Source organism: Streptomyces sp. NPDC013455 (genome assembly GCF_040632975.1).
Lineage (GTDB): Bacteria > Actinomycetota > Actinomycetes > Streptomycetales > Streptomycetaceae > Streptomyces.
The window spans coordinates 74229-97007 of the sequence record NZ_JBEYCX010000012.1 but is presented as its reverse complement, the minus strand read 5'-3'; the positions used below and the strand labels follow the sequence as shown (position 1 = coordinate 97007).

The 22779-nt window shown below is 72.1% G+C and carries 21 protein-coding genes; 11 read left to right on the top strand and 10 right to left on the bottom strand.

What is annotated here, in order from left to right:
• Positions 1-48 precede the first annotated feature (48 nt).
• On the top strand, positions 49-1719 hold the full coding sequence (locus ABZ576_RS20540) for an AMP-binding protein (RefSeq protein WP_360742351.1): 1671 nt from the start codon (positions 49-51) through the stop codon (positions 1717-1719).
• Complete coding sequence (locus ABZ576_RS20535; protein WP_360742348.1) at positions 1716-3308, top strand: AMP-binding protein; 1593 nt, start codon at positions 1716-1718, stop codon at positions 3306-3308. Before ABZ576_RS20540 ends, ABZ576_RS20535 begins: the two co-directional genes overlap by 4 nt.
• A gap of 117 nt (positions 3309-3425) precedes the next feature.
• On the opposite strand, the gene ABZ576_RS20530 is transcribed toward ABZ576_RS20535, so the two are convergent.
• Entirely contained in the window at positions 3426-4217 is a 792-nt protein-coding gene (locus tag ABZ576_RS20530; RefSeq protein WP_360742345.1) for a hypothetical protein, read from the bottom strand.
• 246 nt (positions 4218-4463) lie between these two features.
• On the opposite strand from ABZ576_RS20530, the gene gcl reads away from it, so the two are divergent.
• On the top strand, positions 4464-6251 hold the full coding sequence (gene gcl, locus ABZ576_RS20525) for a glyoxylate carboligase (protein ID WP_360742343.1): 1788 nt from the start codon (positions 4464-4466) through the stop codon (positions 6249-6251).
• Between the two features lie 69 nt (positions 6252-6320).
• On the opposite strand, the gene ABZ576_RS20520 is transcribed toward gcl, so the two are convergent.
• From ABZ576_RS20520 to ABZ576_RS20500, 5 genes are all read right to left on the bottom strand, one after another.
• Positions 6321-7049, bottom strand: coding sequence for a TIGR04222 domain-containing membrane protein (locus ABZ576_RS20520; protein WP_360742340.1), 729 nt, complete (start codon positions 7047-7049; stop codon positions 6321-6323).
• A 159-nt stretch (positions 7050-7208) separates the two neighbouring features.
• Positions 7209-7442, bottom strand: coding sequence for a hypothetical protein (locus ABZ576_RS20515; RefSeq protein ID WP_360742337.1), 234 nt, complete (start codon positions 7440-7442; stop codon positions 7209-7211).
• Positions 7443-7850: 408 nt separating this feature from the next.
• Positions 7851-9314 (bottom strand): catalase, encoded by a 1464-nt coding sequence (locus tag ABZ576_RS20510; protein ID WP_360742334.1) that lies wholly within the window; start codon positions 9312-9314, stop codon positions 7851-7853.
• A gap of 173 nt (positions 9315-9487) precedes the next feature.
• Positions 9488-10378 (bottom strand): 2-hydroxy-3-oxopropionate reductase, encoded by an 891-nt coding sequence (locus ABZ576_RS20505; protein WP_360742331.1) that lies wholly within the window; start codon positions 10376-10378, stop codon positions 9488-9490.
• 46 nt (positions 10379-10424) lie between these two features.
• Positions 10425-11255 (bottom strand): TIM barrel protein, encoded by an 831-nt coding sequence (locus ABZ576_RS20500; protein WP_360742327.1) that lies wholly within the window; start codon positions 11253-11255, stop codon positions 10425-10427.
• Positions 11256-11404: 149 nt separating this feature from the next.
• Between ABZ576_RS20500 and ABZ576_RS20495 the strand changes: the two genes are divergently transcribed.
• From ABZ576_RS20495 to ABZ576_RS20460, 8 genes are all read left to right on the top strand, one after another.
• Complete coding sequence (locus ABZ576_RS20495; RefSeq protein WP_360742324.1) at positions 11405-11668, top strand: thiamine-binding protein; 264 nt, start codon at positions 11405-11407, stop codon at positions 11666-11668.
• Positions 11665-12027 (top strand): helix-turn-helix domain-containing protein, encoded by a 363-nt coding sequence (locus tag ABZ576_RS20490; RefSeq protein WP_360742321.1) that lies wholly within the window; start codon positions 11665-11667, stop codon positions 12025-12027. The genes ABZ576_RS20495 and ABZ576_RS20490 overlap by 4 nt, the downstream gene beginning before the upstream one ends.
• A 282-nt stretch (positions 12028-12309) precedes the next feature.
• Positions 12310-12822 carry a 2-oxo-4-hydroxy-4-carboxy-5-ureidoimidazoline decarboxylase gene (uraD, locus tag ABZ576_RS20485; protein ID WP_360742318.1) on the top strand — a complete coding sequence of 171 codons (513 nt, stop codon included), beginning with the start codon at positions 12310-12312 and terminating at the stop codon, positions 12820-12822.
• Between the two features lie 4 nt (positions 12823-12826).
• Positions 12827-13237, top strand: a complete 411-nt coding sequence (uraH, locus tag ABZ576_RS20480; RefSeq protein WP_360742315.1) for a hydroxyisourate hydrolase — start codon at positions 12827-12829, stop codon at positions 13235-13237.
• Positions 13238-13241: 4 nt separating this feature from the next.
• Positions 13242-14189: a factor-independent urate hydroxylase gene (gene pucL / locus ABZ576_RS20475; RefSeq protein ID WP_360742312.1), complete on the top strand. Its 948-nt coding sequence runs from the start codon at positions 13242-13244 to the stop codon at positions 14187-14189.
• Between the two features lie 64 nt (positions 14190-14253).
• Positions 14254-15666 (top strand): nucleobase:cation symporter-2 family protein, encoded by a 1413-nt coding sequence (locus ABZ576_RS20470; RefSeq protein ID WP_360742309.1) that lies wholly within the window; start codon positions 14254-14256, stop codon positions 15664-15666.
• 78 nt (positions 15667-15744) lie between these two features.
• Positions 15745-17130, top strand: coding sequence for an 8-oxoguanine deaminase (locus tag ABZ576_RS20465; protein ID WP_360742306.1), 1386 nt, complete (start codon positions 15745-15747; stop codon positions 17128-17130).
• A gap of 239 nt (positions 17131-17369) precedes the next feature.
• Complete coding sequence (locus ABZ576_RS20460; protein ID WP_360742303.1) at positions 17370-18737, top strand: nucleobase:cation symporter-2 family protein; 1368 nt, start codon at positions 17370-17372, stop codon at positions 18735-18737.
• A gap of 176 nt (positions 18738-18913) precedes the next feature.
• Here the strand turns inward: ABZ576_RS20460 and ABZ576_RS20455 are convergent, their stop codons facing one another.
• The 4 genes from ABZ576_RS20455 to ABZ576_RS20440 all read right to left on the bottom strand — a co-directional run bounded on the left by ABZ576_RS20455 (position 18914) and on the right by ABZ576_RS20440 (position 22609).
• Entirely contained in the window at positions 18914-19336 is a 423-nt protein-coding gene (locus tag ABZ576_RS20455) for a thioesterase family protein (protein ID WP_360742300.1), read from the bottom strand.
• A 52-nt stretch (positions 19337-19388) separates the two neighbouring features.
• On the bottom strand, positions 19389-20009 hold the full coding sequence (locus ABZ576_RS20450) for a hypothetical protein (protein ID WP_360742297.1): 621 nt from the start codon (positions 20007-20009) through the stop codon (positions 19389-19391).
• Between the two features lie 184 nt (positions 20010-20193).
• Positions 20194-20793: a histidine phosphatase family protein gene (locus ABZ576_RS20445; protein ID WP_360742294.1), complete on the bottom strand. Its 600-nt coding sequence runs from the start codon at positions 20791-20793 to the stop codon at positions 20194-20196.
• 115 nt (positions 20794-20908) lie between these two features.
• Positions 20909-22609, bottom strand: coding sequence for a trypsin-like serine protease (locus tag ABZ576_RS20440; protein ID WP_360742291.1), 1701 nt, complete (start codon positions 22607-22609; stop codon positions 20909-20911).
• Between the last annotated feature and the right edge of the window lie 170 nt (positions 22610-22779).

The window sequence follows — 22779 nt, the reverse complement described above, 5'->3', positions numbered from 1 at the left end:
GCCGAGGGCGCCTCGGAGGTGAGCGACCGACGAGGTGGAGGAGGACGGATGACGACGGCGACCGAGTCTTTCAGGAACGCACGGGACTTCCTGCTGGAACACCGGGAGGACTACGCCACCGCCTACGCGGGCTTCCGCTGGCCGCGGCCGGACCACTTCAACTGGGCCCTCGACTGGTTCGACCGGATCGCCGACGGCAACGGCGCGACCGCGCTGCACATCGTCGAGGAGGACGGCCGGGAGACCCGGCTGTCCTTCGGCGAGTTGTCGGTCCGCTCCGCCCAGGCCGCCAACTGGCTGCGCGGCCTCGGCGTGGCCGCCGGGGACCGCGTCCTGGTCATGCTCGGCAACCAGGCCGAACTGTGGATCACGGCGCTGGCCGCGATGAAGCTGCGTGCCGTCGTCATCCCGGCCACCCCGCTGCTCGGTCCCGCCGACCTGCGCGACCGCGTCGACCGCGGACGCGTCCGGCACGTGATCGCGCGCTCCGCGGACACCGCCAAGTTCGCCGAGGTGCCCGGTGACTACACGCGCGTCGCGGCGGGCGAGCCGGTCGCGGGCTGGCTGCCGCTCAACGACCTGTACGGTGCCGACGCCGCGTTCACGCCGGACGGCCCCACCCGCTGCGACGACCCGCTGATGCTCTACTTCACCTCGGGCACGACCGCCCGCCCCAAGCTGGTCGAGCACACCCACACCTCGTACCCGATCGGCCATCTGGCCACCATGTACTGGATCGGTCTGCGGCTCGGTGACGTCCACCTGAACATCTCCTCGCCCGGCTGGGCCAAGCACGCCTGGTCCAATCTGTTCGCGCCGTGGAACGCGGAGGCGACCGTCTTCGTCTTCAACTACACCCGGTTCGACGCGGCCCGGCTGATGGCCGAGATGGACCGGGCCGGGGTGACGACGTTCTGCGCGCCGCCGACCGTGTGGCGGATGCTCATCCAGGCCGACCTGACCCAGCTGCGCACCGTGCCCCGCGAGGCCCTCGCCGCGGGCGAACCGCTGAACCCGGAGGTCATCCAGCGGGTGCGCCGGGCCTGGGGCGTCACCATCCGGGACGGCTTCGGGCAGACCGAGACCGCCGTACAGGTCTCCAACAGCCCCGGCCAGCCCCTGAAGACGGGGTCCATGGGCCGGCCCAGCCCCGGCTTCCGGGTGGAACTGCTCGACCCGGTCTCCGGCGCGCCCGGCGCCGACGAGGGCGAGATCGCGCTCGACCTCTCCGAGCGGCCGGTCGGCCTGATGACCGGGTACCACGGCGACCCCGAGCGCACGGCGGAGGCCATGGCGGGCGGCTACTACCGCACGGGCGACATCGCCGCCCGGGACGAGGAGGGGTACCTCACCTACATCGGGCGCGGCGACGACGTGTTCAAGGCGTCCGACTACAAGGTCAGCCCGTTCGAGCTGGAGAGCGCGCTGCTGGAGCACGAGGCGGTGGCCGAGGCGGCCGTCGTGCCCGCCCCGGACGCGCTGCGGCTCGCCGTGCCCAAGGCGTACGTCGTCCTCGCCGAGGGCTGGGAGCCCGGTCCCGGCACCGCCAAGGTCCTCTTCGAGCACTCCCGCGAGGTGCTCGCCCCCTACAAGCGCATCCGCCGCCTGGAGTTCGGCGCGCTGCCCAAGACCGTCTCCGGCAAGATCCGCCGGATCGAACTGCGCGAGGCCACGGCCGCGGGCTCGGGGAACGAGTACCGCGAGGAGGACTTCCGGTGACCGCGCAGCCGTCGTACACCCACGGGACGTCCGCGACCGTCCTGCTCGGCGACACCATCGGCGCCAACCTGGACCGGGCCGTGGCGGCGTGGCCGGACCGCGAGGCCCTGGTCGACGTGGGCTCGGGGCGGCGCTGGACGTACGCCCGGTTCGGCGCGGACGTCGACGAGCTGGCGCGGGCGCTGGTCGCGTCCGGCGTCGCCAAGGGCGACCGGGTGGGGATCTGGGCGGTCAACTGCCCGGAGTGGGTACTGGTCCAGTACGCCACCGCGCGCATCGGCGCCATCATGGTCAACATCAACCCGGCCTACCGCACCCACGAGGTCGAGTACGTCCTGGACCAGGCCGGGGTCTGCTTACTCTTCGCCTCGCTCGGCCACAAGAGCAGCGACTACCGGGCGATGGCCGAGGAAGTGCGGGGCAGGTGCCCCCGGCTGCGGGAGACCGTCTACTTCGGCGACCCGAGCTGGCAGGCGCTGCTCTCGCGCGCCGCCCCGGACGTCACGTTCGGGGAACTGTCCTGCGACGACCCCATCAACATCCAGTACACCTCGGGCACCACCGGCTTCCCGAAGGGCGCCACGCTCTCCCACCACAACATCCTCAACAACGGTTACTTCGTGGGGGAGTCGATCGCCTACACCGAGGAGGACCGGATCTGCATCCCGGTGCCCTTCTACCACTGCTTCGGCATGGTCATGGGGAACCTGGCGGCCACCTCGCACGGCGCCTGCATGGTCATCCCGGCCCCCTCCTTCGACCCGGCGGCCACGCTGGAGGCGGTGCAGCGGGAGCGCTGCACGTCCCTGTACGGCGTCCCGACCATGTTCATCGCGGAGCTGAACCTCCCGGACTTCGCCTCCTACGACCTCTCCACCCTGCGCACCGGCATCATGGCGGGCTCGCCCTGCCCGGTGGAGGTGATGAAGCGGGTGGTCGCCGAGATGCACATGGAACAGGTCTCCATCTGCTACGGCATGACCGAGACGTCACCGGTGTCCTTGCAGACGCGCATCGAGGACGACCTCGAACACCGCACCGCCACCGTCGGCCGCGTCCTGCCCCACCTGGAGGTCAAGGTCGTCGACCCGGCCACCGGTGTGACGCGACCGCGGGGCACGGCGGGAGAGTTGTGCACCCGCGGCTACAGCGTGATGCTCGGCTACTGGAACGAGCCGGAGAAGACGGCCGAGGCGGTCGACGCGGGCCGCTGGATGCACACCGGTGACCTCGCGGTGATGCGCGAGGACGGGTACGTCGAGATCGTCGGCCGGATCAAGGACATGATCATCCGGGGCGGCGAGAACATCTACCCGCGCGAGGTGGAGGAGTTCCTGCACGCCCACCCGAAGATCCGGGACGTCCAGGTGGTCGGGGTGCCGCACGAGAAGTACGGCGAGGAGGTCCTCGCCTGTGTCGTCCCGGACGATCCCGCGGACCCGCCGACACTGGAGGAGGTGCGGTCCTTCTGCGCGGACCGGCTCGCGCACTACAAGATCCCCAGCCGGCTCCAGGTGCTCGACTCCTTCCCGATGACGGTGTCCGGAAAGGTGCGCAAGGTGGAACTGCGCGAAAAGTACGGGGTGTGAAACGGTCGGAAGCGAGCATCCGGTGACTGCTCCACCGCGGGTCCCGGGCCAAGCGCGCTGTCGGCGGCGCACCGCGCCCGGGGCCCGTCGGACCGTCCGGCGGCGCGGCGCGCCCGGTCAGGTCCGCCCGTCCCGCGCCCGGCTGCCCGGCTCGGGCGCGCCCGTGGCGTGCAGGGTGCCGGCCGGGTCGTTCACCGGTTGCGGGACGCCCGTGGGCCCCAGTACGAACAGCGGGATGCCGAGCCTGTCCGCGCCCGCCCGGGCGGTGTCGGTGAACCCGGCGAGGGAGAAGTACACACAGTCCGCCGACTCCGTCATCGCGGTCAGCCACAGGCATTCCACGTCCCGCGGCGCGGCCGGGCGCGCGGTCGGGTCGACCTGGGCGACCAGCCGGCGGGCGGCCAGCCCTATGCCGTGCGGCGGCCGCTGGTCGGCCCGGCGGATGTCCCGGTAGCCGAGCCAGCGCAGATAGAGCGCGGCGGCGGTGACGGCGTCGCGCGCGGTGTGTACGGGCCGGGGCCGGAACGGGGGCCGCCGGCCGGCCGGTCCGTGCTCGCCGGACGGTTCCCCGGCGGCCGGGGCGGAGGCCCGCCCGTCCCGGCCGGCCGCCGGGGCGGCGGGCGCCCCGGGCGGCGCGCCCGCCGGGGCGGGTCCCGCCACCGGGATGCGCAGGACCGTGCCGCACGGGCAGCCCAGCTCCGGGTGGGGCCACTGGTTGCCGCGCCCGCAGGCCGTGCACGGCACGATGAGCCACTCGTCGTCCCAGGCGCGGTGCGCCGCCACGGCCGGCTCGGCCGCCGGATCCAGGCGCGGGCCGGCCGGCGCCCCGCACGCGCACGGATACGACGGCGCGGTGTAGACGTGCGCGCGCCGGCAGACCGGACAGCGCACGGGAACCCTCTCGGGCATGGCCCACTCCAAGGCGTCACGTCGGCACGGCGCTCCCATGGTGCTCCTCCCCGGCCGCTCCTGTCCGGCGCTTTCCGGGGATCGGACCGCTCTTGACGACCTTCGCGCACCCCCCTACATTGCTTCCAGATAGTAGAAGTTCATTTCCACAATGCGGAAGCATGTGGAAGCTTGGAACTCTGGAGACTGTGCTCACCGCGGGGCGCGACGGGAGTACGCATCCGACAGTCGAAGCAGGAGTACTCGATGGCTCGTATGACCGCTGCCCGCGCGGCAGTTGAGATCCTCAAGCGCGAGGGCGTCACCGACGCCTTCGGTGTGCCGGGGGCGGCGATCAACCCGTTCTACAAGGCCCTCGAAGAGGGCGGCGGCATCAACCACACCCTCGCCCGCCATGTCGAGGGCGCCTCGCACATGGCCGAGGGCTACACCCGCACCAAGCCGGGCAACATCGGCGTCTGCATCGGCACCTCGGGTCCGGCCGGCACCGACATGATCACCGGCCTGTACTCCGCCATCGGCGACTCCGTCCCGATCCTGTGCATCACGGGCCAGGCGCCCACCAGAGTGATCCACAAGGAGGACTTCCAGGCCGTCGACATCGCCTCCATCGCCAAGCCGGTCACCAAGATGGCGGTGACCGTCCTGGAGGCCGCGCAGGTCCCGGGCGTCTTCCAGCAGGCGTTCCACCTGATGCGCTCCGGCCGTCCCGGCCCGGTCCTCATCGACCTGCCGATCGACGTCCAGCTCACCGAGATCGAGTTCGACCCGGAGACCTACGAGCCGCTGCCGGTCTACAAGCCGGCCGCGACCCGCGCCCAGATCGAGAAGGCGATCTCCTTCCTGCTCGCCTCCGAGCGCCCGGTCATCGTCGCGGGCGGCGGCATCATCGGCGCCGACGCCTGCGACCTGCTGGTGGAGTTCGCCGAGCTGACCCAGACCCCGGTCATCCCGACCCTGATGGGCTGGGGCGCGCTGGCCGACGACCACGAGCTGAACGCCGGCATGGTCGGCGTCCAGACCTCGCACCGCTACGGCAACGCCAACTTCCTGGAGTCGGACTTCGTCCTCGGCATCGGCAACCGCTGGGCCAACCGCCACACCGGCTACAAGCTCGACGTCTACCGCGGCGACCGCACCTTCGTCCACGTCGACATCGAGCCCACCCAGATCGGCAAGATCTTCCCGCCGGACTACGGTGTCGTCTCCGACGCCAAGGCCGCCCTGGAGCTGTTCGTCGAGGTGGCGAAGGAGCTGAAGGCGGCGGGCAGGCTCCCCGACCGCACCGACTGGGTCGCCTCCACGCAGGAGCGCAAGGCCACCCTGCTGCGCCGTACGCACTTCGACAACGTGCCGATGAAGCCGCAGCGCGTGTACGAGGAGATGAACAAGGCCTTCGGCCCCGAGACGCGGTACGTCACCACCATCGGCCTCTCCCAGATCGCCGGCGCGCAGATGCTGCACGTCTACAAGCCGCGCCACTGGATCAACTGCGGCCAGGCCGGCCCGCTCGGCTGGACCATCCCGGCCGCGATCGGCGTCGCCAAGGCCGATCCGGACTCCCCGGTCGTCGCGCTCTCCGGCGACTACGACTTCCAGTTCCTCATCGAGGAGCTGGCGGTCGCCGCCCAGCACCGGATCCCCTACGTCCACGTCCTGGTGAACAACGCCTACCTGGGCCTGATCCGCCAGGCGCAGATCGGCCTGGACATCAACTTCCAGGTCAACCTGGAGTTCGAGAACATCAACTCGCCGGAGATCGGCGTCTACGGCGTCGACCACGTCAAGGTCGCCGAGGGCCTGGGCTGCAAGGCGATCCGGGTCACCGAACCCGACCAGCTGGGCGCCGCCTTCGAGCAGGCGAAGAAACTGGCCGCCGAGTACCGGGTGCCGGTCGTCGTCGAGGCGATCCTGGAGCGGATCACCAACATCTCGATGAGCCGCACCATGGACATCAGCGACATCTCCGAGTTCGAGGACCTGGCCACCGAGCCCGGCCACGCGCCCACGTCGATCAAGACGCTGAAGGTCTGACACGCCCGACGCGGCAGGGGCGGCCCGTCCAGGGGAGACGGGCCGCCCCTTCGGCGTGCCCGGGGTTCCTCAGCCGTACCCGCCGCCCCCGCACCCGCCGCCGTAGTCGTGGCCGCCGTGATCGTGGCCGCCGAACGAGCCGCCGTGGTCGTGCCCGCCGTACGTGCCGCCGCCGCCCTCGCGGTCGTCGTCGCCGGACCAGCCGTCCCGGCCGGCCTCGCCCTCGTCGCCGGCGATGCCGCGCAGGCCGATGCCCCGGCCGAACGGGAAGAGCCCCTCGTCCGCGAGCGCGCCCCGGCCGGTGAGCCCGGACTCACGGGCGAAACGCGGCACCAGCACGGTCAGGGCCCGCTCGCCGTGGAGCGCGACGGCGAGCAGCACCTCCTCCTCCGGCAGCCCCTCGGGGCCGTCGGGGAGCGGACGGCGCTCGCGCAGGTCGGCGAGGAGGCGGCGGGCGGCGGCGGTACGGCGCGGCGGCAGGACGCGCAGCAGCCCCTGGGCCGCCAGCTCCGCCCGCATCCGGGCCAGCGCCCGCCGCACCACCGCCCGGCCCGGCAGCTCCCCGGGCCCCGCGGGCCGGTAGAGGCCGGTCCGTACGGCCTTCTCCAGTGGGTGGCGGAAGGGTTCCGCCCCGCCCGCCCCGGTCTTGCGCAGCGTGCCCGGCCGGCCCGCCTCGACCGCGCCGCGCAGGTGCAGCCCGAGTACGGCGACCGTGATGGCGGCGCGGTCGCCCCCGCGCAGCAGGGCGAGCGCGCACGGGCCCGGCGCGTGCGGCGCGAACGACGTCGTACGGTCCATGAGACACCCCCGCACGGGACCCGCCGCCCCCGTGCCGGCGGGCCCCGTGTGCCGATGATGTGCCCTGGCGCAGGGGTGGTTGAAGCCTCCGCGGCGGTCTTCAGAGGTTGATTTGAGCTTGGCGCGCCCACCCCGCGTCCGCCGCCGCGTCCGCCGCCGTCACCGTTCGTGCTCCGACAGCCCGGGCCAGTCGTCCGGACCGCCGCCCTGCCACTCGATCAGGTCGCTCTCCTCCACTTCGATCCGGTCCAGGTCGGCGAGCCGGAGGATCTCCACGACGTCGTCCAGGTGGGAGGCGAGTCCCAGGGTCACGTCCCCCTCGGTGACCCGCCGGGAGCCGTCCAGGGCGGGCGCGTGGACCACGATGTGCGGGTGGTGTGTCGGATTGCCCATGGCATCAGCGTGCTGCGGATCCGGCACAGCCGCACGCCGGAGCCGGAACAGCACGAAGCGCCCCCTGGTCAGGGAGCGCTTCGCCGTCGCCTGGTTGCCGTCCGACGGCGCGAGGCTGGGCGCGACAGGTCGTTCGCGCCGCCGGACGGGGCGGGTGGCCCCCGTGGCCGGGGGCTGGGTGGGACCGCGGTGGCTGCGACGGGGCCGGACGTCCTTCCCTCTGGTCGAGAAGGCGACCCGGACCCTTCACCACCGCACTGGCTCGCATACCGCCGCGGTCCTCGCCCTGCCCGCGCGCTCCGCCCGGCGGCCACCCCTCATCCGGGCCGTCCGGCGTACTGCGCGGGCCGCGTACGAAGGTCCTGACCTCCCGTCATACTCCGTACGCTGCTTGCGGGTCCTGGCCGCTCAGTCCTCGCGCAGGGCGCGGACCGCCTCCTCCACGCGCTTGCCGTACTCCGGGTCGGCGGCGTGGAAGTGGGCCAGGTTCTTCTCGATCACGTCGTCGCGGGAGACCTGCGAGAGGCCGCCGGCGATGTTGGCGATCAGGCGGGACTTCTCCTCCTCCGACATCAGGCGGTACAGCTCGCCCGCCTGGAAGAAGTCGTCGTCCTTGGTGTGCAGCGGGGCCTCGTGGGTGCCGGTGTGGCCGTTGACCGCCAGCGGTGCCGAGAGCGGGCGGCCGGTCTCGACCGGGCCGTCGTAGGAGTTCGGCTCGTAGTTCTTGGCGCCGCGGCCCTGCGCGTTGAGCGCCATCAAGCCGTCCCGGCCGTAGTTCAGGGCGCCGCCCGGGACCGCCTTCGGGGCGTTCACGGGGAGCTGGGTGTGGTTCACGCCGAGGCGGTAGCGGTGGGCGTCCGCGTAGGCGAACAGGCGGCCCTGGAGCATCTTGTCCGGGGACGGACCGATGCCGGGCACGAAGTTGTTCGGGGAGAACGCGGCCTGCTCGACCTCGGCGAAGACGTTGTCCGGGTTGCGGTCGAGGACCAGGCGGCCCACGCGCTTGAGCGGGTAGTCCTTGTGCGGCCAGACCTTGGTCAGGTCGAACGGGTTGAAGCGGTAGTCCGCCGCCTCGGCCGCCGGCATGACCTGGACGTAGAGGGTCCAGGACGGGTGCACGCCGCGCTCGATCGCCTGGAGCAGGTCGGTCTGGTGGGAGTTGGCGTCCTTGCCCGCCAGCTCCTGCGCCTGCTCGGTGGACAGGCAGCGGATGCCCTGGTTCGTCTTGAAGTGGTACTTGACGAAGAAGGCCTCGCCCCGGGCGTTCGTCCACTGGTAGGTGTGCGAGCCGTAGCCGTTCATGTGCCGGTACGAGGCCGGGATGCCGCGGTCGCCCATCAGCCAGGTCACCTGGTGCGTGGCCTCGGGGGCGTGCGCCCAGAAGTCCCAGACGTTGTCCGGCTCCTGCTTGCCGGTGAACGGGTCCCGCTTCTGCGAGTGGATGAAGTCCGGGAACTTGATCGGGTCCTTGATGAAGAACACCGGGGTGTTGTTGCCGACGAGGTCGTAGTTGCCCTCCTCGGTGTAGAACTTCACCGCGAAGCCGCGCGGGTCACGCACCGCGTCGGCGCCGCCGAGGGAGTCGGCGACGGTCGAGAAGCGCAGGAAGACCTCGGTGCGCTTGCCGATCTCGCCGAGGAAGTCCGCGTGGGTGTAGGCGGTGACGTCGTCGGTCACCTCGAAGTGGCCGTAGGCGCCGGAGCCACGGGCGTGCACCACACGCTCCGGGATCCGCTCGCGGTTGAAGCGCGCGAGCTTCTCCAGGAGGTGCTGGTCCTGGATCAGGAGCGGGCCTCCGATGCCGGCGGAGGCTGAGTTCTGGTTGTCGGCGACCGGGGCGCCGGACTCTGTCGTGAGCACGCGCTTCGACATCGTGGACCTTCCGTGCGGGATTCAGCGGAAACCTGTTTCCGCTTCGTGGAGCCTAGGAGTGGGGCGATCTGAGCGTCAACAGTTTGTTGAAGTCGATTCCGGGCCGCGGCGACGCCTGGGCGCGACAGGACAGGTGTCGGCGGCGCCGCGGCCCGGAAGCTTGGCGGGGGTCGTCAGACCTGGGCGCCGGACAGGCGCTCGACGGCCCGCAGCAGGGCCGAGTGGTCCAGGCCGCCGTCGCCCTGGGCGCGCAGCGAGGCCACCAGCTGGGCGACCACGGCGCCGACCGGCAGGGCCGCGCCGACGTTGCGGGCGGCGTCGGTGACGATTCCCATGTCCTTGTGGTGCAGGTCGATCCGGAAGCCCGGCTTGAAGTCGCGGTTCAGGAAGTTGTCCTTCTTCCGCGTCAGCACGGTGGACCCGGCCAGGCCGCCGTTGAGGACGTCCAGCGCGGCCGCCAGGTCAACGCCCGACTTCTCCAGGAAGACCACGGCCTCGGCGCACGCCTGGATGTTCACGGCGACGATCAGCTGGTTGGCCGCCTTCACGGTCTGACCGGAGCCGTGCGGGCCGCACAGCACGATGGTCTTGCCGAGGGCGTCGAAGATCGGCTTGGCCTGGTCGAAGTCGGCCCGCTCGCCGCCGACCATGATCGACAGTACCGCCTCGATGGCGCCGGCCTCACCGCCGGACACCGGGGCGTCCAGCACCCGGATGCCCTTGTCCTTGGCGGCGGCGGCCAGGTCCACGGAGGTCTGCGGGGTGATCGAGGACATGTCGATCAGCAGGGCGCCGGACCGGGCGTTCTCCAGGATGCCGTCCGGGCCGTAGGCGATGGCCTCGACCTGCGGGGACGCGGGCACCATGGTGATCACCACGTCGGCGTCCCGCACGGCCTCGGCGATCGAGGGGGCGGCCGTGCCGCCGGCGGCGGCCAGCCGGTCCAGCTTCTCCTGTTCCAGGGTGAAGCCGGTCACCTGGTAACCCGCCTTGATCAGGTTCTCGGACATGGGGGAGCCCATGATGCCGAGGCCGATCCAGGCGATCTTGGGAAGGTTGCTCATCAGGGTGCCTCTCTCACTGCTGTGCGAAGTCGGGGGCGCGGCGCGGTCAGCGCGCTTCGCGCGGGAGCCACTCGAAGGCCTCGGCGCTCGGGCGGTCGCCCGGCTTGTACTCCAGGCCGACCCAGCCGTCGTAACCGGCCTTCCGCAGCTGGTCGAGCAGCTCCTCCAGCGGCAGCGAGCCCGTGCCCGGGGCGCCGCGGCCGGGATTGTCGGCGATCTGGACGTGGCCGGTCTTCGCCGAGTACCGCTCGATGACCGAGGGCAGGTCCTCGCCGTTCATGGACAAGTGGTACAGGTCCATGAGGAACTTGGCGTTGCCGAGCCCGGTGGCCGCGTTGACCTTGTCGGCCACTCCCACCGCCGCCGGCGCCGACACCAGCGGGTACAGCGGCGACTCGGGCCGGTTGAGGGCCTCGATCAGCAGGACGGCGCCGATCCGGTCGGCCGCCCGGGCCGCGAGGGCCAGGTTCTCCAGGGCGAGCGCGTCCTGCTCGGCCGGGTCCACGCCCTCGACGCGGTTGCCGTAGAGCGCGTTGAGCGCCTTGCAGCCGAGCGACGCCGCGAAGCCGGCGGCGACGTCGATGTTGGCGCGGAACCTCTCCGACTCGGCGCCGGGCACCGACAGGGCGCCGCGGTCCGGGCCGGGCAGCTGTCCGGCGTAGAAGTTCAGCCCGGTCAGCTGGACGCCCGCGTCCTCGATCGCCTTCTTCAGGGCGTCCAGCTCGGACTGGGCGGGGGTGGGGGAGTCGATCCAGGGCCACCACAGCTCGACCGCGGAGAAGCCCGCCGCGGCGGCGGCCGCGGGACGCTCCAGGAGCGGGAGTTCCGTGAAGAGGATCGACAGGTTGACGTTGAAGCGCTGGTCTGCGAATCCCATTCGGGCCGCGCTCCCTTCCGTGGTTCGTATTTCCGCATTACGGAAGTTCGTTTCTGCTTAATGGAAGATTGCCGTCGTGTGTCGCCGCTTGTCAAGGGGGGTCCGTCACCGGCCGCCCGAAAAGCCCCGCCGCGCGTTAGGTTGTGCGCGTGCGATTGAGAGTGGAGTTCACGACCGAACCCTTCGACCTGGACGAGGCGCCCGCGCACGCCCTGGTGGCGCGGGAGGTCATCGAGACGGCCGGGCTGGACGCCGTCGACGTCGGCCCGTTCGGCAACACGGCCGAAGGCGGTGCCGACCACGTGCTCAGCGCGGTGGACGCGCTGCTGCGCAAGACCCTCCAGGCCGGTGCCACCCGGGTCTCGCTCCAGGTCAACGTGGTCGACGACGGCATCGGGGAGGCCGGCAGATGACCGGGGACGAGCCGTTCATCGCGGCCGTGAAGCCGCTGGTCGACGCCATGGGCGGGGAGATGCTCCCGCCGGACGAGGCCGCCGACGAGGACGTCGTCCTCGCCTGGGAGGGGGTGGACGTCGTCGCCGTGCGCCTGCCCCAGCTCGCCGACTCCCTCGACCACATCCTCGCCGCGATGGAGCGCAGGCGGGGCCGGCCGCTGGCCGACCTGGACCGCAAGGGCAAGCAGGAGGTCGTACGGATCCTGGAGGCGCGCGGCGCCTTCGCCGTGCGGCACGGTGTGGAGACGGTGGCGAGCGCGCTCGGCGTCAGCCGCTTCACGGTCTACAACTACCTCAACCGGGAGAAGGGCGCGTAGCGCTTCGCCGGGGGCGGCGGAGGGTGCGGCCAGGGGTTTCGAGGGCCGCCGTCACGCGTCTGCCGTGCCGCTCGTGGCCGGTCGGGCGGTTCCCCGGGGCCCGTCCGCGGCGCGCCGGCCCCTCCCGCGCCGGCGTGGCCGGTCGTACCGTTACCGGTGTCGCTACGGGGGTACCGCTTGTTACGCGGAATTTTCAACAAAGTGTTGACGTGATGTTTCCGAGGGCGTTAGCTATCGGCAGCCCGTTCAGCACGACGGCCCATCGTGGCCACGGAGGCTCCCGTGACGTCGACTTCCACGCCCCCGGGCCTGGCCCGGTTCAACGACCTGGAGGAGAGCGCGGCCTCCGCCGCCCTCCACGAGGCGTGCGCCTCCACCGAGTGGGCCCGCCGACTGCTCGCCGGCCGCCCGTACACCACCGCGGAGGACCTCTACACCGCCAGTGACGCCGCCATGGCCGAGCTGACCGCCGCGGACCTCCAGGAGGCGATGGCCGGCCACCCGCCGATCGGGCGCCCCAAGCCCGGCGACCCGGCCTCCGCCCGCGAACAGCGTGGCATGGCCGGCGCCTCCGAGGAGCTCAAGACGGAGATGCTCGAACTGAACCTGGCCTACCAGGAGAAGTTCGGCCATGTCTTCCTCATCTGCGCCACCGGCCGGACCGGCGAGCAGATGCGCGACGCGGTCAAGGAGCGGATCGGGAACTCGCCGGATCAGGAGCGGGAGATCGTCCGCACCGAGCTGGGCAAGATCAACCGCATCCGACTGGCCCGACTCGTCGAAGAGGACGCCTGACACCATGAGCACCAGCACCACCGCCTCCGTGTCCACGCACATCCTGGACACCTCGATCGGCCGCCCCGCCGAGGGCGTCGCCGTCCGGCTCTCCGCCCGCGGCGGCGGAGAAGCGGACTGGCGGGAGCTCGGCGGCTCCGCGACCGACGCCGACGGCCGGTGCAAGGACCTGCCGGCTCTGCCGGAAGGGACGACCCACGTACGGCTGGACTTCGCCGTCGAGCCGTACTTCGAAGGAAAAACTGCGAAGAAGCAAGCCGATGCGCAGCAGGACGCCCCCGCGAATCGGGACAGCGGTGCGCCGTCCGTGTTCTTCCCGGAGGTGGCGATCACGTTCGCCGTCGTCCCGGGCGAGCACTACCACGTACCGCTGCTGCTCAACCCGTTCGGCTACTCCGTTTACCGAGGGAGCTAGCTAAATGACTGTCAATTCCCGCCCTGCCCGCCCGGTCATCCTGGGACAGAACCAGTACGGCAAGGCCGAGAACCGAGTCGTAAAGATCACGCGGGACGGCGCCACCCACCACATCAAGGACCTCAACGTATCCGTGGCGCTCAGCGGCGACATGGACGAGGTCCACTACTCCGGCTCCAACGCCAACGTCCTGCCGACCGACACCACCAAGAACACGGTTTTCGCGTTCGCCAAGGAGCACGGAATCGAGTCCGCCGAGCAGTTCGGCATCCACCTCGCCCGGCACTTCGTCACCAGCCAGGAGCCGATCCACCGGGCGCGCATCCGCATCGAGGAGTACGCCTGGGAGCGGATCGCGACCTCCGACGCCAACTCCAGGTTCATCGGCGCGGACGAGGTCAAGCACTCCTTCGTCCGCAAGGGCCAGGAGACCCGCCTCACCCAGATCACCTACGACGGTGAGCGCTGGGAGGTCGTCTCCGGCCTGAAGGACCTGGTCGTGATGAACTCGACCAACTCCGAGTTCTGGGGCTACGTCAAGGACAAGTACACCACCCTCCAGGAGGCGTACGACCGGATCCTGGCCACCCAGGTCTCCGCCCGCTGGCGGTTCAACTGGACCGACGACGAGCAGAAGGCGCCCAACTGGGAGAAGTCCTACGAGCAGACCAGGAAGCACATGCTCCAGGCCTTCGCCGAGACGTACTCCCTCTCGCTGCAGCAGACGCTGTACCAGATGGGCGCGCGCATCATCAACAACCGCAGCGAGATAGACGAGGTCCGCTTCTCGCTGCCGAACAAGCACCACTTCCTGGTGGACCTGGAGCCGTTCGGACTGAAGAACGACAACGAGGTCTACTTCGCCGCCGACCGCCCCTACGGCCTCATCGAGGCCACCATCCTGCGGGACGGCTGTGAGGCCCGTATCCCGGTCGACATGACCAACCTCTGACGCGGGACGCGCGCCCCCGGCCCGGCCACCCGGGCCGGGGGCCCGCGACACCGGAGGGAACGAAATGGCACAGCCTGCGAAGGGGCCCGCCACAGCCCCGTGTTCCACCCCACCGGTGCACACCGAGGACGCCGTCACGTCCGTGCACCCGGTGGACGAGAAGCTCCGCTTCCCGCGGCTCGTCCCCGCCGCGCTCCAGCACATCGCCGCGATGTACGCGGGCGTTGTCACTCCTCCGCTCATCATCGGCCAGGCCTGCGGACTCGACATCGCGGCCCGCACCCGGCTCATCGCCGCGAGCCTGCTCATCGCGGGCGTCGCCACCGTCCTCCAGACCATCGGCGTCAAGGGCCTCGTCGGCAACCGGCTGCCCTTCGTCAACGCGGCCTCCTCCGCCGGCATCGCGCCGATCCTCGCGATCGCCGAGACCAACGGCGCGGGCCACCAACTCCCCGCGATCTACGGCGCGGTGATGGTCGCCGGCGCCTTCTGCCTGGCCCTCGGCCCGTTCTTCGGCCGGCTGCTCCGCTTCTTCCCGCCCCTGGTCACCGGCGTCGTCATCACCCTGATCGGCGTCACCCTGATGCCCGTCCCGGTGGGCTGGGCACAGGGCGGCGACAAGACCGCCGCCGACTTCGGGGCCATGCGGCACCTGGCGCTCGCCGGCTTCACCCTCGCCGTCATCCTGCTGATCCAGCGCTTCGGACGCGGCTTCGTCAAACAGATCGCCCTGCTGTTCGGACTGCTCGTCGGCACCCTGGCCGCGATCCCCTTCGGCATGGCCGACTTCAGCGGCCTGCGGTCCGCCCCCGTGGCCGCGCTGCCCACCCCCTTCGCCTTCGGCACCCCCGAGTTCCAGCCCGCGGCCATCCTGTCGCTGTGCATCGTGATGCTGGTGCTGATGACCGAGTCCTCGGCCGGCATGCTCGCCCTGGGCGAGATCTGCGACCGCCGCGCCGACGCGAGGACCATCACCCGCGGACTGCGCACCGACGGCATCGCCACCCTGCTCGGACCGGTCTTCGGCGGCTTCCCCACCTCCGCCTTCGCCCAGAACGTCGGCGTCGTCTCGCTCACCCGGGTACGCAGCCGGTACGTCGTCGCCGTCGCCGGCGCGGCCCTGCTGGTCCTCGGCGCCTTCCCGGTGCTCGGCGCGGTCGTCTCCCTGGTCCCCATGCCGGTCCTCGGCGGCGCGGGCATCGTGCTCTTCGGCTCGATCGCCGTCAGCGGCATCCGTACGCTGTCGGAGGCGGGACTGGACGACAGCTCCAACATCATCCTGGTGGCGGTGGCCCTGGGCGCCGGCATCATCCCGCTCGCCGCACCGACGTTCTACGCGGACTTCCCGGCCTGGGCGCAGACCGTGCTCGGCTCCGGCATCAGCGCGGGCGCGCTCGTCGCGGTCCTGCTCAATCTGTTCTTCCACCACCTCGGCACCCGGAGCCGGCAACCGGCCCCGGCACTCAAATCCTCCTAGGGTCCTGCCGTGCCCTCCCCGTGGACGCTTCCCCCTCCCCCTGTCCACGGGTCCGCCACTGAAAGACAAGGAAGCACGATGGCACCATCGGCAGCCCAGCGCATCGTCATCGAGAACTGTGCGATCGCGACCGTGGACGCGGGCGACACCGAGTACGCCTCCGGACACCTCGTCCTCGCCGGCAACCGCATCGAATCGGTGGGCGCGGGCAAGGCCCCCGAGGGCCTGGAGAACGTGGTGCGCCGGATCGACGCGAGCGGCCACCTGGCCACGCCCGGTCTGGTCAACACCCACCACCACTTCTACCAGTGGATCACGCGGGGCCTGGCCACCGACCACAACCTGTTCAACTGGCTGGTCGCGCTCTACCCCACCTGGGCGCGCATCGACGAGCAGATGACGTACGCCGCCGCCCAGGGATCCCTCGCCATGATGGCCCGCGGTGGCGTCACCACCGCCATGGACCACCACTACGTCTTCCCGCACGGCTCCGGCGACCTGTCCGGTTCGATCATCCGGGCCGCCGCCGAGATGGGCGTCCGCTTCACGCTGGCCCGCGGCTCGATGGACCGCAGCGAGAAGGACGGCGGCCTGCCGCCGGATTTCGCCGTGGAGACGCTGGAGGGCGCGCTCGCCGCCACCGAGGAGACCGTCAAGAAGCACCACGACGCCTCCTTCGACGCCATGACCCAGGTGGCGGTCGCCCCGTGCTCGCCGTTCTCCGTCTCCACCGAACTCCTGCGCCAGGGCGCCGAGCTGGCCCGCCGGCTCGGGGTGCGGATGCACACCCACGGTTCGGAGACGGTGGAGGAGGAGAAGTTCTGCCACGAGCTGTTCGGCATGGGCCCGACGGACTACTTCGAGTCCACCGGCTGGCTCGGCGAGGACGTGTGGATGGCGCACTGCGTCCACATGAACGACTCCGACATCGCCGCGTTCGGCCGCACGCGGACCGGCGTCGCCCACTGCCCGTCGTCCAACGCCCGGCTCGCGGCCGGCATCGCCCGCGTCCCCGACATGCTGAAGGCGGGCGTCCCGGTCGGCCTCGGGGTCGACGGCACCGCCTCCAACGAGTCCGGCGAACTCCACACCGAGCTGCGCAACGCCCTGCTGATCAACCGTCTCGGCGCCCACCGCGAGGCCGCGCTGAACGCCCGCCAGGCGCTGCGCCTCGGCACCCACGGCGGCGCCCGGGTCCTCGGCCGCGCCGAGCAGATCGGCTCCCTGGAGCCGGGCAAGCTCGCCGACGTGGTGCTGTGGAAGATGGACACGCTCGCCCACGCCTCCATCGCCGACCCGGTCACCGCGCTGGTCTTCGGCGCGGCGGCCCCGGTCACCGCGTCCTTCGTCAACGGCCGGCAGATCGTCGACAACGGCCGCCTGGTCGCCGTCGACGAGGACGCCATCGCCGCCTCCACCCGGGCCGAGGCGCAGCGCCTGGCCCGGATCGCCGCCCAGGCCTGACCCGGGCCGCACAGACTCCGGCCGGGAGGGACGGCTCCCGGCCGGGACCCGTGGATCCGAGCGGGATCCACGGCAAGCCGTCTCCGGGGCGCGTGCCCATGCGCGCGCCCCGGTGACGGTCACCCCCCACCGCTCACCCGCCGCTCGTTTCCATCCCCCCGTCACGGTCCCGCACGACCCGCACCACCTCCAAGAAACCCACGTCGACCGCGACGTGTTACCCGACCGGAGGAGCCGCCGTGGCCGCCCATCCCGTAGACGAGAAACTCCCCGCCCTGAAAATGGCGACCAGCGGCCTGCAGCACGTGGCCGCCATGTACGCCGGGGTCGTCGCCCCACCGCTCATCGTCGGCGCAGCCATTGGGCTGTCCGCCACCGACCTGACCTTCCTGACCGGCGCCTGCCTGTTCACCGCGGGTCTCGCCACCTTCCTCCAGACGCTCGGCATCTGGAAGATCGGCGCCCGCCTGCCCTTCGTCAACGGCGTCACCTTCGCCGGTGTCGCCCCCATGACCGCCATCGTCGCCTCGACCGAGGACAAGTCCGACGCCCTGCCGATCATCTTCGGCGCGGTCATCGTCGCCGGACTCCTCGGTTTCCTCGCCGCTCCCTTCTTCAGCAAGGCGATCCGCTTCTTCCCGCCGGTCGTCACCGGCTCGGTCATCACCCTGATCGGCGTCTCCCTCCTCCCGGTCGCCTTCGGCTGGGCGCAGGGCCCCGATCCCCGAGCGGACGACTACGGCTCCACGACCTACCTCACCCTCGCGGGCGTCACCCTGCTGATCGTCCTGCTGCTGCGCCGCTTCACCCGCGGCTTCGTCAAGCAGATCGCCGTGCTGCTCGGCCTGATCGCCGGCACCCTCGTCGCGATACCGTTCGGCGTGACGGACTTCGGTCCCGTCGCCGACGCCGACGTGGTCGGCTTCCCCACCCCGTTCCACTTCGGCGCGCCGCAGTTCCAGCTCGCCGCGATCCTCTCGCTGTGTGTCGTGATGGTCGTCTCGATGACCGAGTCGACCGCCGACATGCTCGCGCTCGGCGAGATCGTCGAACGCCCCGCGGACGAGAAGACCATCGCGGCCGGTCTGCGCGCCGACACCCTCGGCTCGGCGCTCAGCCCGCTGTTCAACGGCTTCATGTGCAGCGCCTTCGCCCAGAACATCGGCCTCGTCGCGATGACACGCATCCGCAGCCGGTACGTCGTCGCCACCGGCGGAGCCTTCCTCGTGCTGATGGGCCTGTGTCCCATGGCGGCCTCGCTCATCGCGGTGGTGCCCCGCCCGGTGCTCGGCGGCGCCGGCGTCGTGCTGTTCGGCTCGGTCGCCGCGAGCGGCATCCAGACCCTGGTCCGGGCCGGCCTGGACAAGGACAACAACGTGCTGATCGTCGCCGTGTCCCTCGCCGTCGGCATCATTCCGATCACCGCGCCCGAGTTCTACCACGCGTTCCCCGAGACCGCGAAGATCGTGCTGGACTCGGGCATCTCCACGGGCTGTCTCACGGCCGTGGTGCTCAACCTCCTCTTCAACCACCTCGGCAAGGGCCGCGAGGCCCATGACGTCACCCATCCGATGGAGGCGGGGGAGGAGATCGCCGCTGTCCACTGAGACCGACGTCCGGCACTTAAGCAGGCCGGGGGCCACGGGTGGGAATCCGTGACCCCCGGCCCTGTCACGTCGCGGCCGCGGCCGCGCGTCCCGACCGCGCCCCGGCGGGCGGGGTGAACCACCGGGCCGGCCGTTCCGCGGCTCCGCCCGCCCGGCCAGAGCGCTCGCGGCACCCTTCAGAGGCCCAGCAGGGCCGGGTCCGTCGCCAGCTCCTTGAACACCTCCCGGGGGTCGGCGACCAGCTTGCGCTCCTTCAGCTTCAGCATGCCGCCCACCGCGGTGACCTCGGCCGCGACGGTGCCGTCCGTCTTGCGTATCTCCTGGCGGATGCGGAAGACCTTGCCGTCGCCCCATTCGAACACGCAGGTCACTTCGGCCTCGTCACCGGCGAGCAGCTCCCGCAGGTAGCGGATGTTCGTCTCCAGCGCCACCGGCCCCACGCCCTGGCCGATGATCCGGGACTGGCTGATCCCGGCCGCCTGGAGCAGCGACCAGCGGGCGTGCTCCGCGTAGTTGAGGTACACCGCCTGGTTGAGGTGTCCCTGTACGTCGGTCTCGTAGCCGCGCACGGTCACGCGGACGGAAAACGGTTCGGCCACTGCTTGCCCTTCTCGCGTCGTGTTCTCCGGTCGACCGATCCTGACACGCGGCTCACACCCGGCGTGGCGAGGCGAGCAGATAACGCGCTCCCGACCGCGGCTCGGTGTACTCGCCCGCCTGCCAGCCCGCACGCTCCAGCGTGGCCGCGCAGGCCGCCAGCGTCTCCGCGTCCGGCGCGTACACCGCGACCGCCTCCGGCTGCGGGGTCGCCCGGACCCGGTACCCGTCGGCGCCGCCGCCCGCCGGAGGGTGCCCGGCCGCCTCGAGTGCCAGTGCCGCGGCCCGCACCAGGTGCGCGCGCTCCCACCCGCACGGCCGGTCCACCGCACCGTCCGGATGCGTCATCCGGCGCAGCTCCAGCAGCCCCTGCCAGGCGCTGTGCACCTCCCGCCGCCGGCCGGGACCGGACGCGGGCGGATCCTCCTCACCGCCGACACGGGCCGCGAACACCCCGGTGTCCGGCTCCGGTTCCCCGGGCTCTTCGGGCACCGCCTCACGTATCCGGTGGCCCGCCGGGGTGAGGAAGTGGTCGTGCGGCGGCCGCGGGTGCCGGAAGGCCAGCCCCCGCTTCACCAGCGCCGCGAGCTGGGCCTGCGTACCGCGCAGCCGGCCGGTGACCGGGTCGGCGGCCTCGATCATCCGCCGCTGCGCGGCGGTCGGCGGTCGGGTCACGGGACGCTCCCTCCGGCGCGGACTTCACACGGGACCGCCGGTCGGGCGGCTGCTTCGCAGCGTACGGCCCGGGTGTGACAACACCTGCCGCCTCCGGCGCGGGCCCCGGGCGGGCCGGCGCTCCGCCTCTTCCGCGGGCGGCCCAGTGCCGCACACGGCCCGCCGGCATCCGGTGGCGGCCCCGTCAGCCGCGTGGCCGGATGTTCCAGCCCGCCACCACCGGCCGTCCGTGTTCCGTGCCGAGGCGGCACAGTGTTCCCGTCGCGAGCTGGAAGAGCGCCCCGTGCCGGGGCGCCAGGCCCAGGCGGCGGGCGGTGAGGACCCGGAGGAAGTGGCCGTGGGCGATCAGCACGACGGCGCCGTCGGTGCCGGCGAGCGCGGCGTCCGCCTTGGCCAGCATCCGGTCGGCGCGCTCGCCGACCTGCTCCGCGCTCTCGCCCGGGTGGTCCGGCGGACCGGGCTCGACGCCGTCCGTGAAGAGGAACCAGCCGGGCCGGCCGCGCTGGATCTCCGGCGTGGTCACGCCCTCGTACCCGCCGTAGTCCCACTCGCGCAGGTCGGCGTCGACCCGCGCGTCCGGCATCCCGATGAGCCGCGCGGTCTCCCGCGCCCGCCGGAGGGGGCTGACGAAGGCCGCCCCGATGCGGTGCGAGCGGATCAGCGGGACCAGCCGGCGTGCCTCCTCCCGCCCGTGCTCGGTGAGCGGGACGTCGGTCGAGCCGGTGTGCCGCCCGGACCGCGACCACTCGGTCTCACCGTGCCGGACGAGGAAGAGGTCACCCATGACGGCACGGTGCCACAGGGCCGCCGCCGCCCGCAGGGGGGACTGCGCCAGACGGCCGCTCCCCGCCCGGCCGCGGGGGCGGGGGCGTCCGCCCGGCGGCGGCATCCGCCGGCGGTCAGGTGCCGGGGTGGACCAGCGTGTACTCGGTGCCGAGGGCCTTGGCGCCGGTGTCGGCGTACAAGGTGGTCTCCCCGTCCGACCAGCGCACGACGAGGTCGTCGGCGGCACCGCCGTGGTGGAAGGCGCCCGCCGTCAGCACCTGCGCGTGCCGCCACGGGCCGTTCGGGCCCCGCAGCCGCGACCGGGTGCCGAGCCCCGCCGCCGAGGTGTCCGGGTAGGTGTCGAGCGCGCCGTCCGCCCAGCGCACGAGCAGGTCACCGGTGGCCGTACCGCCGAAGTCGCCGCCGGCCAGCAGGGCCGTCCTGGTCCAGGTGGGGTTCGCGGCCATGAGCGCCGTGCCGGTGCCGAAGCCGTCGGCCCCCACCCCGGTGTACAGGGTGAGCGCCCCGCCGGCCCAGCGGACGAGCAGACCGGTGCCCTGGCCGTCCCGGAACGCCCCGGAGGTGAACTGGACGGCGTTCTTCCACGTGGAGCCGGCCGGTGCCATCCGGATCTCCCGGCCCAGCCCGGAGGCGCCGGGCCGCGGGTAGAGCGTGACCTCGCCGTCGGACCAGCGCACCAGCAGGCCGGACCGGTCGCCTCCGGTGAAGGCGCCGCCGGTCACCGTCCGTGCGTGCGTCCAGGTGGAGTTGGCCTTGCGCAGCGTTTTCCCGGCACCGAAGCCGCCCTTGCCGTCCCCGGGGTACAGGGTGACGGCGCCGTCGGACCGGACCACGAGCAGGTCGCCGCGCCGGTCGCCGGTGTAGTCCCCGGAGGCCATCAGCGCGGCCTCGCGCCAGCGGGCCGCGCCGCCCGGCAGGGTGCCCTTCAGGCCCCGGTACGGGGGCGCGTCGGTGGGCGGGGTCCGGTCGGCGACGGCGTTCGCGAGGAGGTTCGCGGCGTCGGCGCCGAAGGCCGTGCCGTAGCTGATGTAGTCGACGTTGGCGTCGTTGCCGCCGCCGTTGTAGCCGCCGAGGTTGGCGATGACGTGCCCGGTGCGGGCGTCGTCCTCGTAGTCGGTGATCCACGGGCTGCCGGACACCCCGCCGTAGTAGCCGCCGCAGGTCATCGACAGCTGCCGGTAGCCGCGCAGCTGCTTCGTGGGGACCGTGCACTTGACGGCGCGTCCGGCGCTGTTGTGCCGGTGGGAGGGGTAGCCGACGACCGTGACCTTCCGGTGGGTGTAGCCGGAGGGCCGGGTGAAGGTCAGTCCGCCGCCCACCGCGTCCTGGAGGGACTTGCCGCGCTGGTTGGCCGAGACCCGGACGAAGGCCGTGTCCAGGTCGGACGACGGCTTCTTCGTGGTCGTCGAGCCCCGGTCGGGTGCGTACCGCGGGTCGATGAAGACACGCTGGACGTGGAAGATGCCGTACGGCTGCCGGTCCGGCCCCGCGCCTTTGGCGAATTTCGGGACGAAGACGTAGTCGCCCTTCATGTTCAGCGCGCAGTGCGCCGCGGTGAGGACGATGTTCCGGGCCGGGGTGTCGATCACGCTGCCGGTGCAGTGCCAGGTGGTGCCGCCCGGTCCGTCGGAGCCGAAGAACGTCCCCACCAGCCGGGTGCCCTTGAAGAGGGTGCCCTTCGGCCGGGCCGCCGCCGCGGCCGGCGAGCCGGGCCCCGACGGCTGCCGCCGCTCCGCGTCCAGCGGCCGGGCCCCGGCCATGCGCTCCGCGGTCCAGAACCGCGCGGCCCGCCGCGCTTCCTGCCCGGCGGACACGCTCGGTGCGGTGGGTGCGGTGGGTGCGGTGGGTGCGGGTGGCGCAAGTGGTGCGGGTGCCGCGGGTGTCGCAGGTGGTGCCGGCGGTCCCGGCGCCCCGGCGTGGGCGGCCGGCGCCGCCAGTGTGAGCAGCGCCGCGCACAGCACGGCGACGGTCGCACGGCGTTGTC

Excerpts from the sequence above, each read along its gene's own strand:
- pucL (WP_360742312.1), top strand. The coding sequence starts at position 13,242 with ATGACTGTCAATTCCCGCCCTGCCCGCCCGGTCATCCTGGGACAGAAC.
- ABZ576_RS20530 (WP_360742345.1), bottom strand. The coding sequence starts at position 4,217 with ATGCCCGAGAGGGTTCCCGTGCGCTGTCCGGTCTGCCGGCGCGCGCAC.
- uraH (WP_360742315.1), top strand. The coding sequence starts at position 12,827 with ATGAGCACCAGCACCACCGCCTCCGTGTCCACGCACATCCTGGACACC.
- ABZ576_RS20500 (WP_360742327.1), bottom strand. The coding sequence starts at position 11,255 with ATGGGATTCGCAGACCAGCGCTTCAACGTCAACCTGTCGATCCTCTTC.
- ABZ576_RS20490 (WP_360742321.1), top strand. The coding sequence starts at position 11,665 with ATGACCGGGGACGAGCCGTTCATCGCGGCCGTGAAGCCGCTGGTCGAC.
- ABZ576_RS20465 (WP_360742306.1), top strand. The coding sequence starts at position 15,745 with ATGGCACCATCGGCAGCCCAGCGCATCGTCATCGAGAACTGTGCGATC.
- ABZ576_RS20515 (WP_360742337.1), bottom strand. The coding sequence starts at position 7,442 with ATGGGCAATCCGACACACCACCCGCACATCGTGGTCCACGCGCCCGCC.
- ABZ576_RS20520 (WP_360742340.1), bottom strand. The coding sequence starts at position 7,049 with ATGGACCGTACGACGTCGTTCGCGCCGCACGCGCCGGGCCCGTGCGCG.
- ABZ576_RS20470 (WP_360742309.1), top strand. The coding sequence starts at position 14,254 with ATGGCACAGCCTGCGAAGGGGCCCGCCACAGCCCCGTGTTCCACCCCA.
- ABZ576_RS20505 (WP_360742331.1), bottom strand. The coding sequence starts at position 10,378 with ATGAGCAACCTTCCCAAGATCGCCTGGATCGGCCTCGGCATCATGGGC.
- gcl (WP_360742343.1), top strand. The coding sequence starts at position 4,464 with ATGGCTCGTATGACCGCTGCCCGCGCGGCAGTTGAGATCCTCAAGCGC.
- ABZ576_RS20510 (WP_360742334.1), bottom strand. The coding sequence starts at position 9,314 with ATGTCGAAGCGCGTGCTCACGACAGAGTCCGGCGCCCCGGTCGCCGAC.
- ABZ576_RS20540 (WP_360742351.1), top strand. The coding sequence starts at position 49 with ATGACGACGGCGACCGAGTCTTTCAGGAACGCACGGGACTTCCTGCTG.
- ABZ576_RS20445 (WP_360742294.1), bottom strand. The coding sequence starts at position 20,793 with ATGGGTGACCTCTTCCTCGTCCGGCACGGTGAGACCGAGTGGTCGCGG.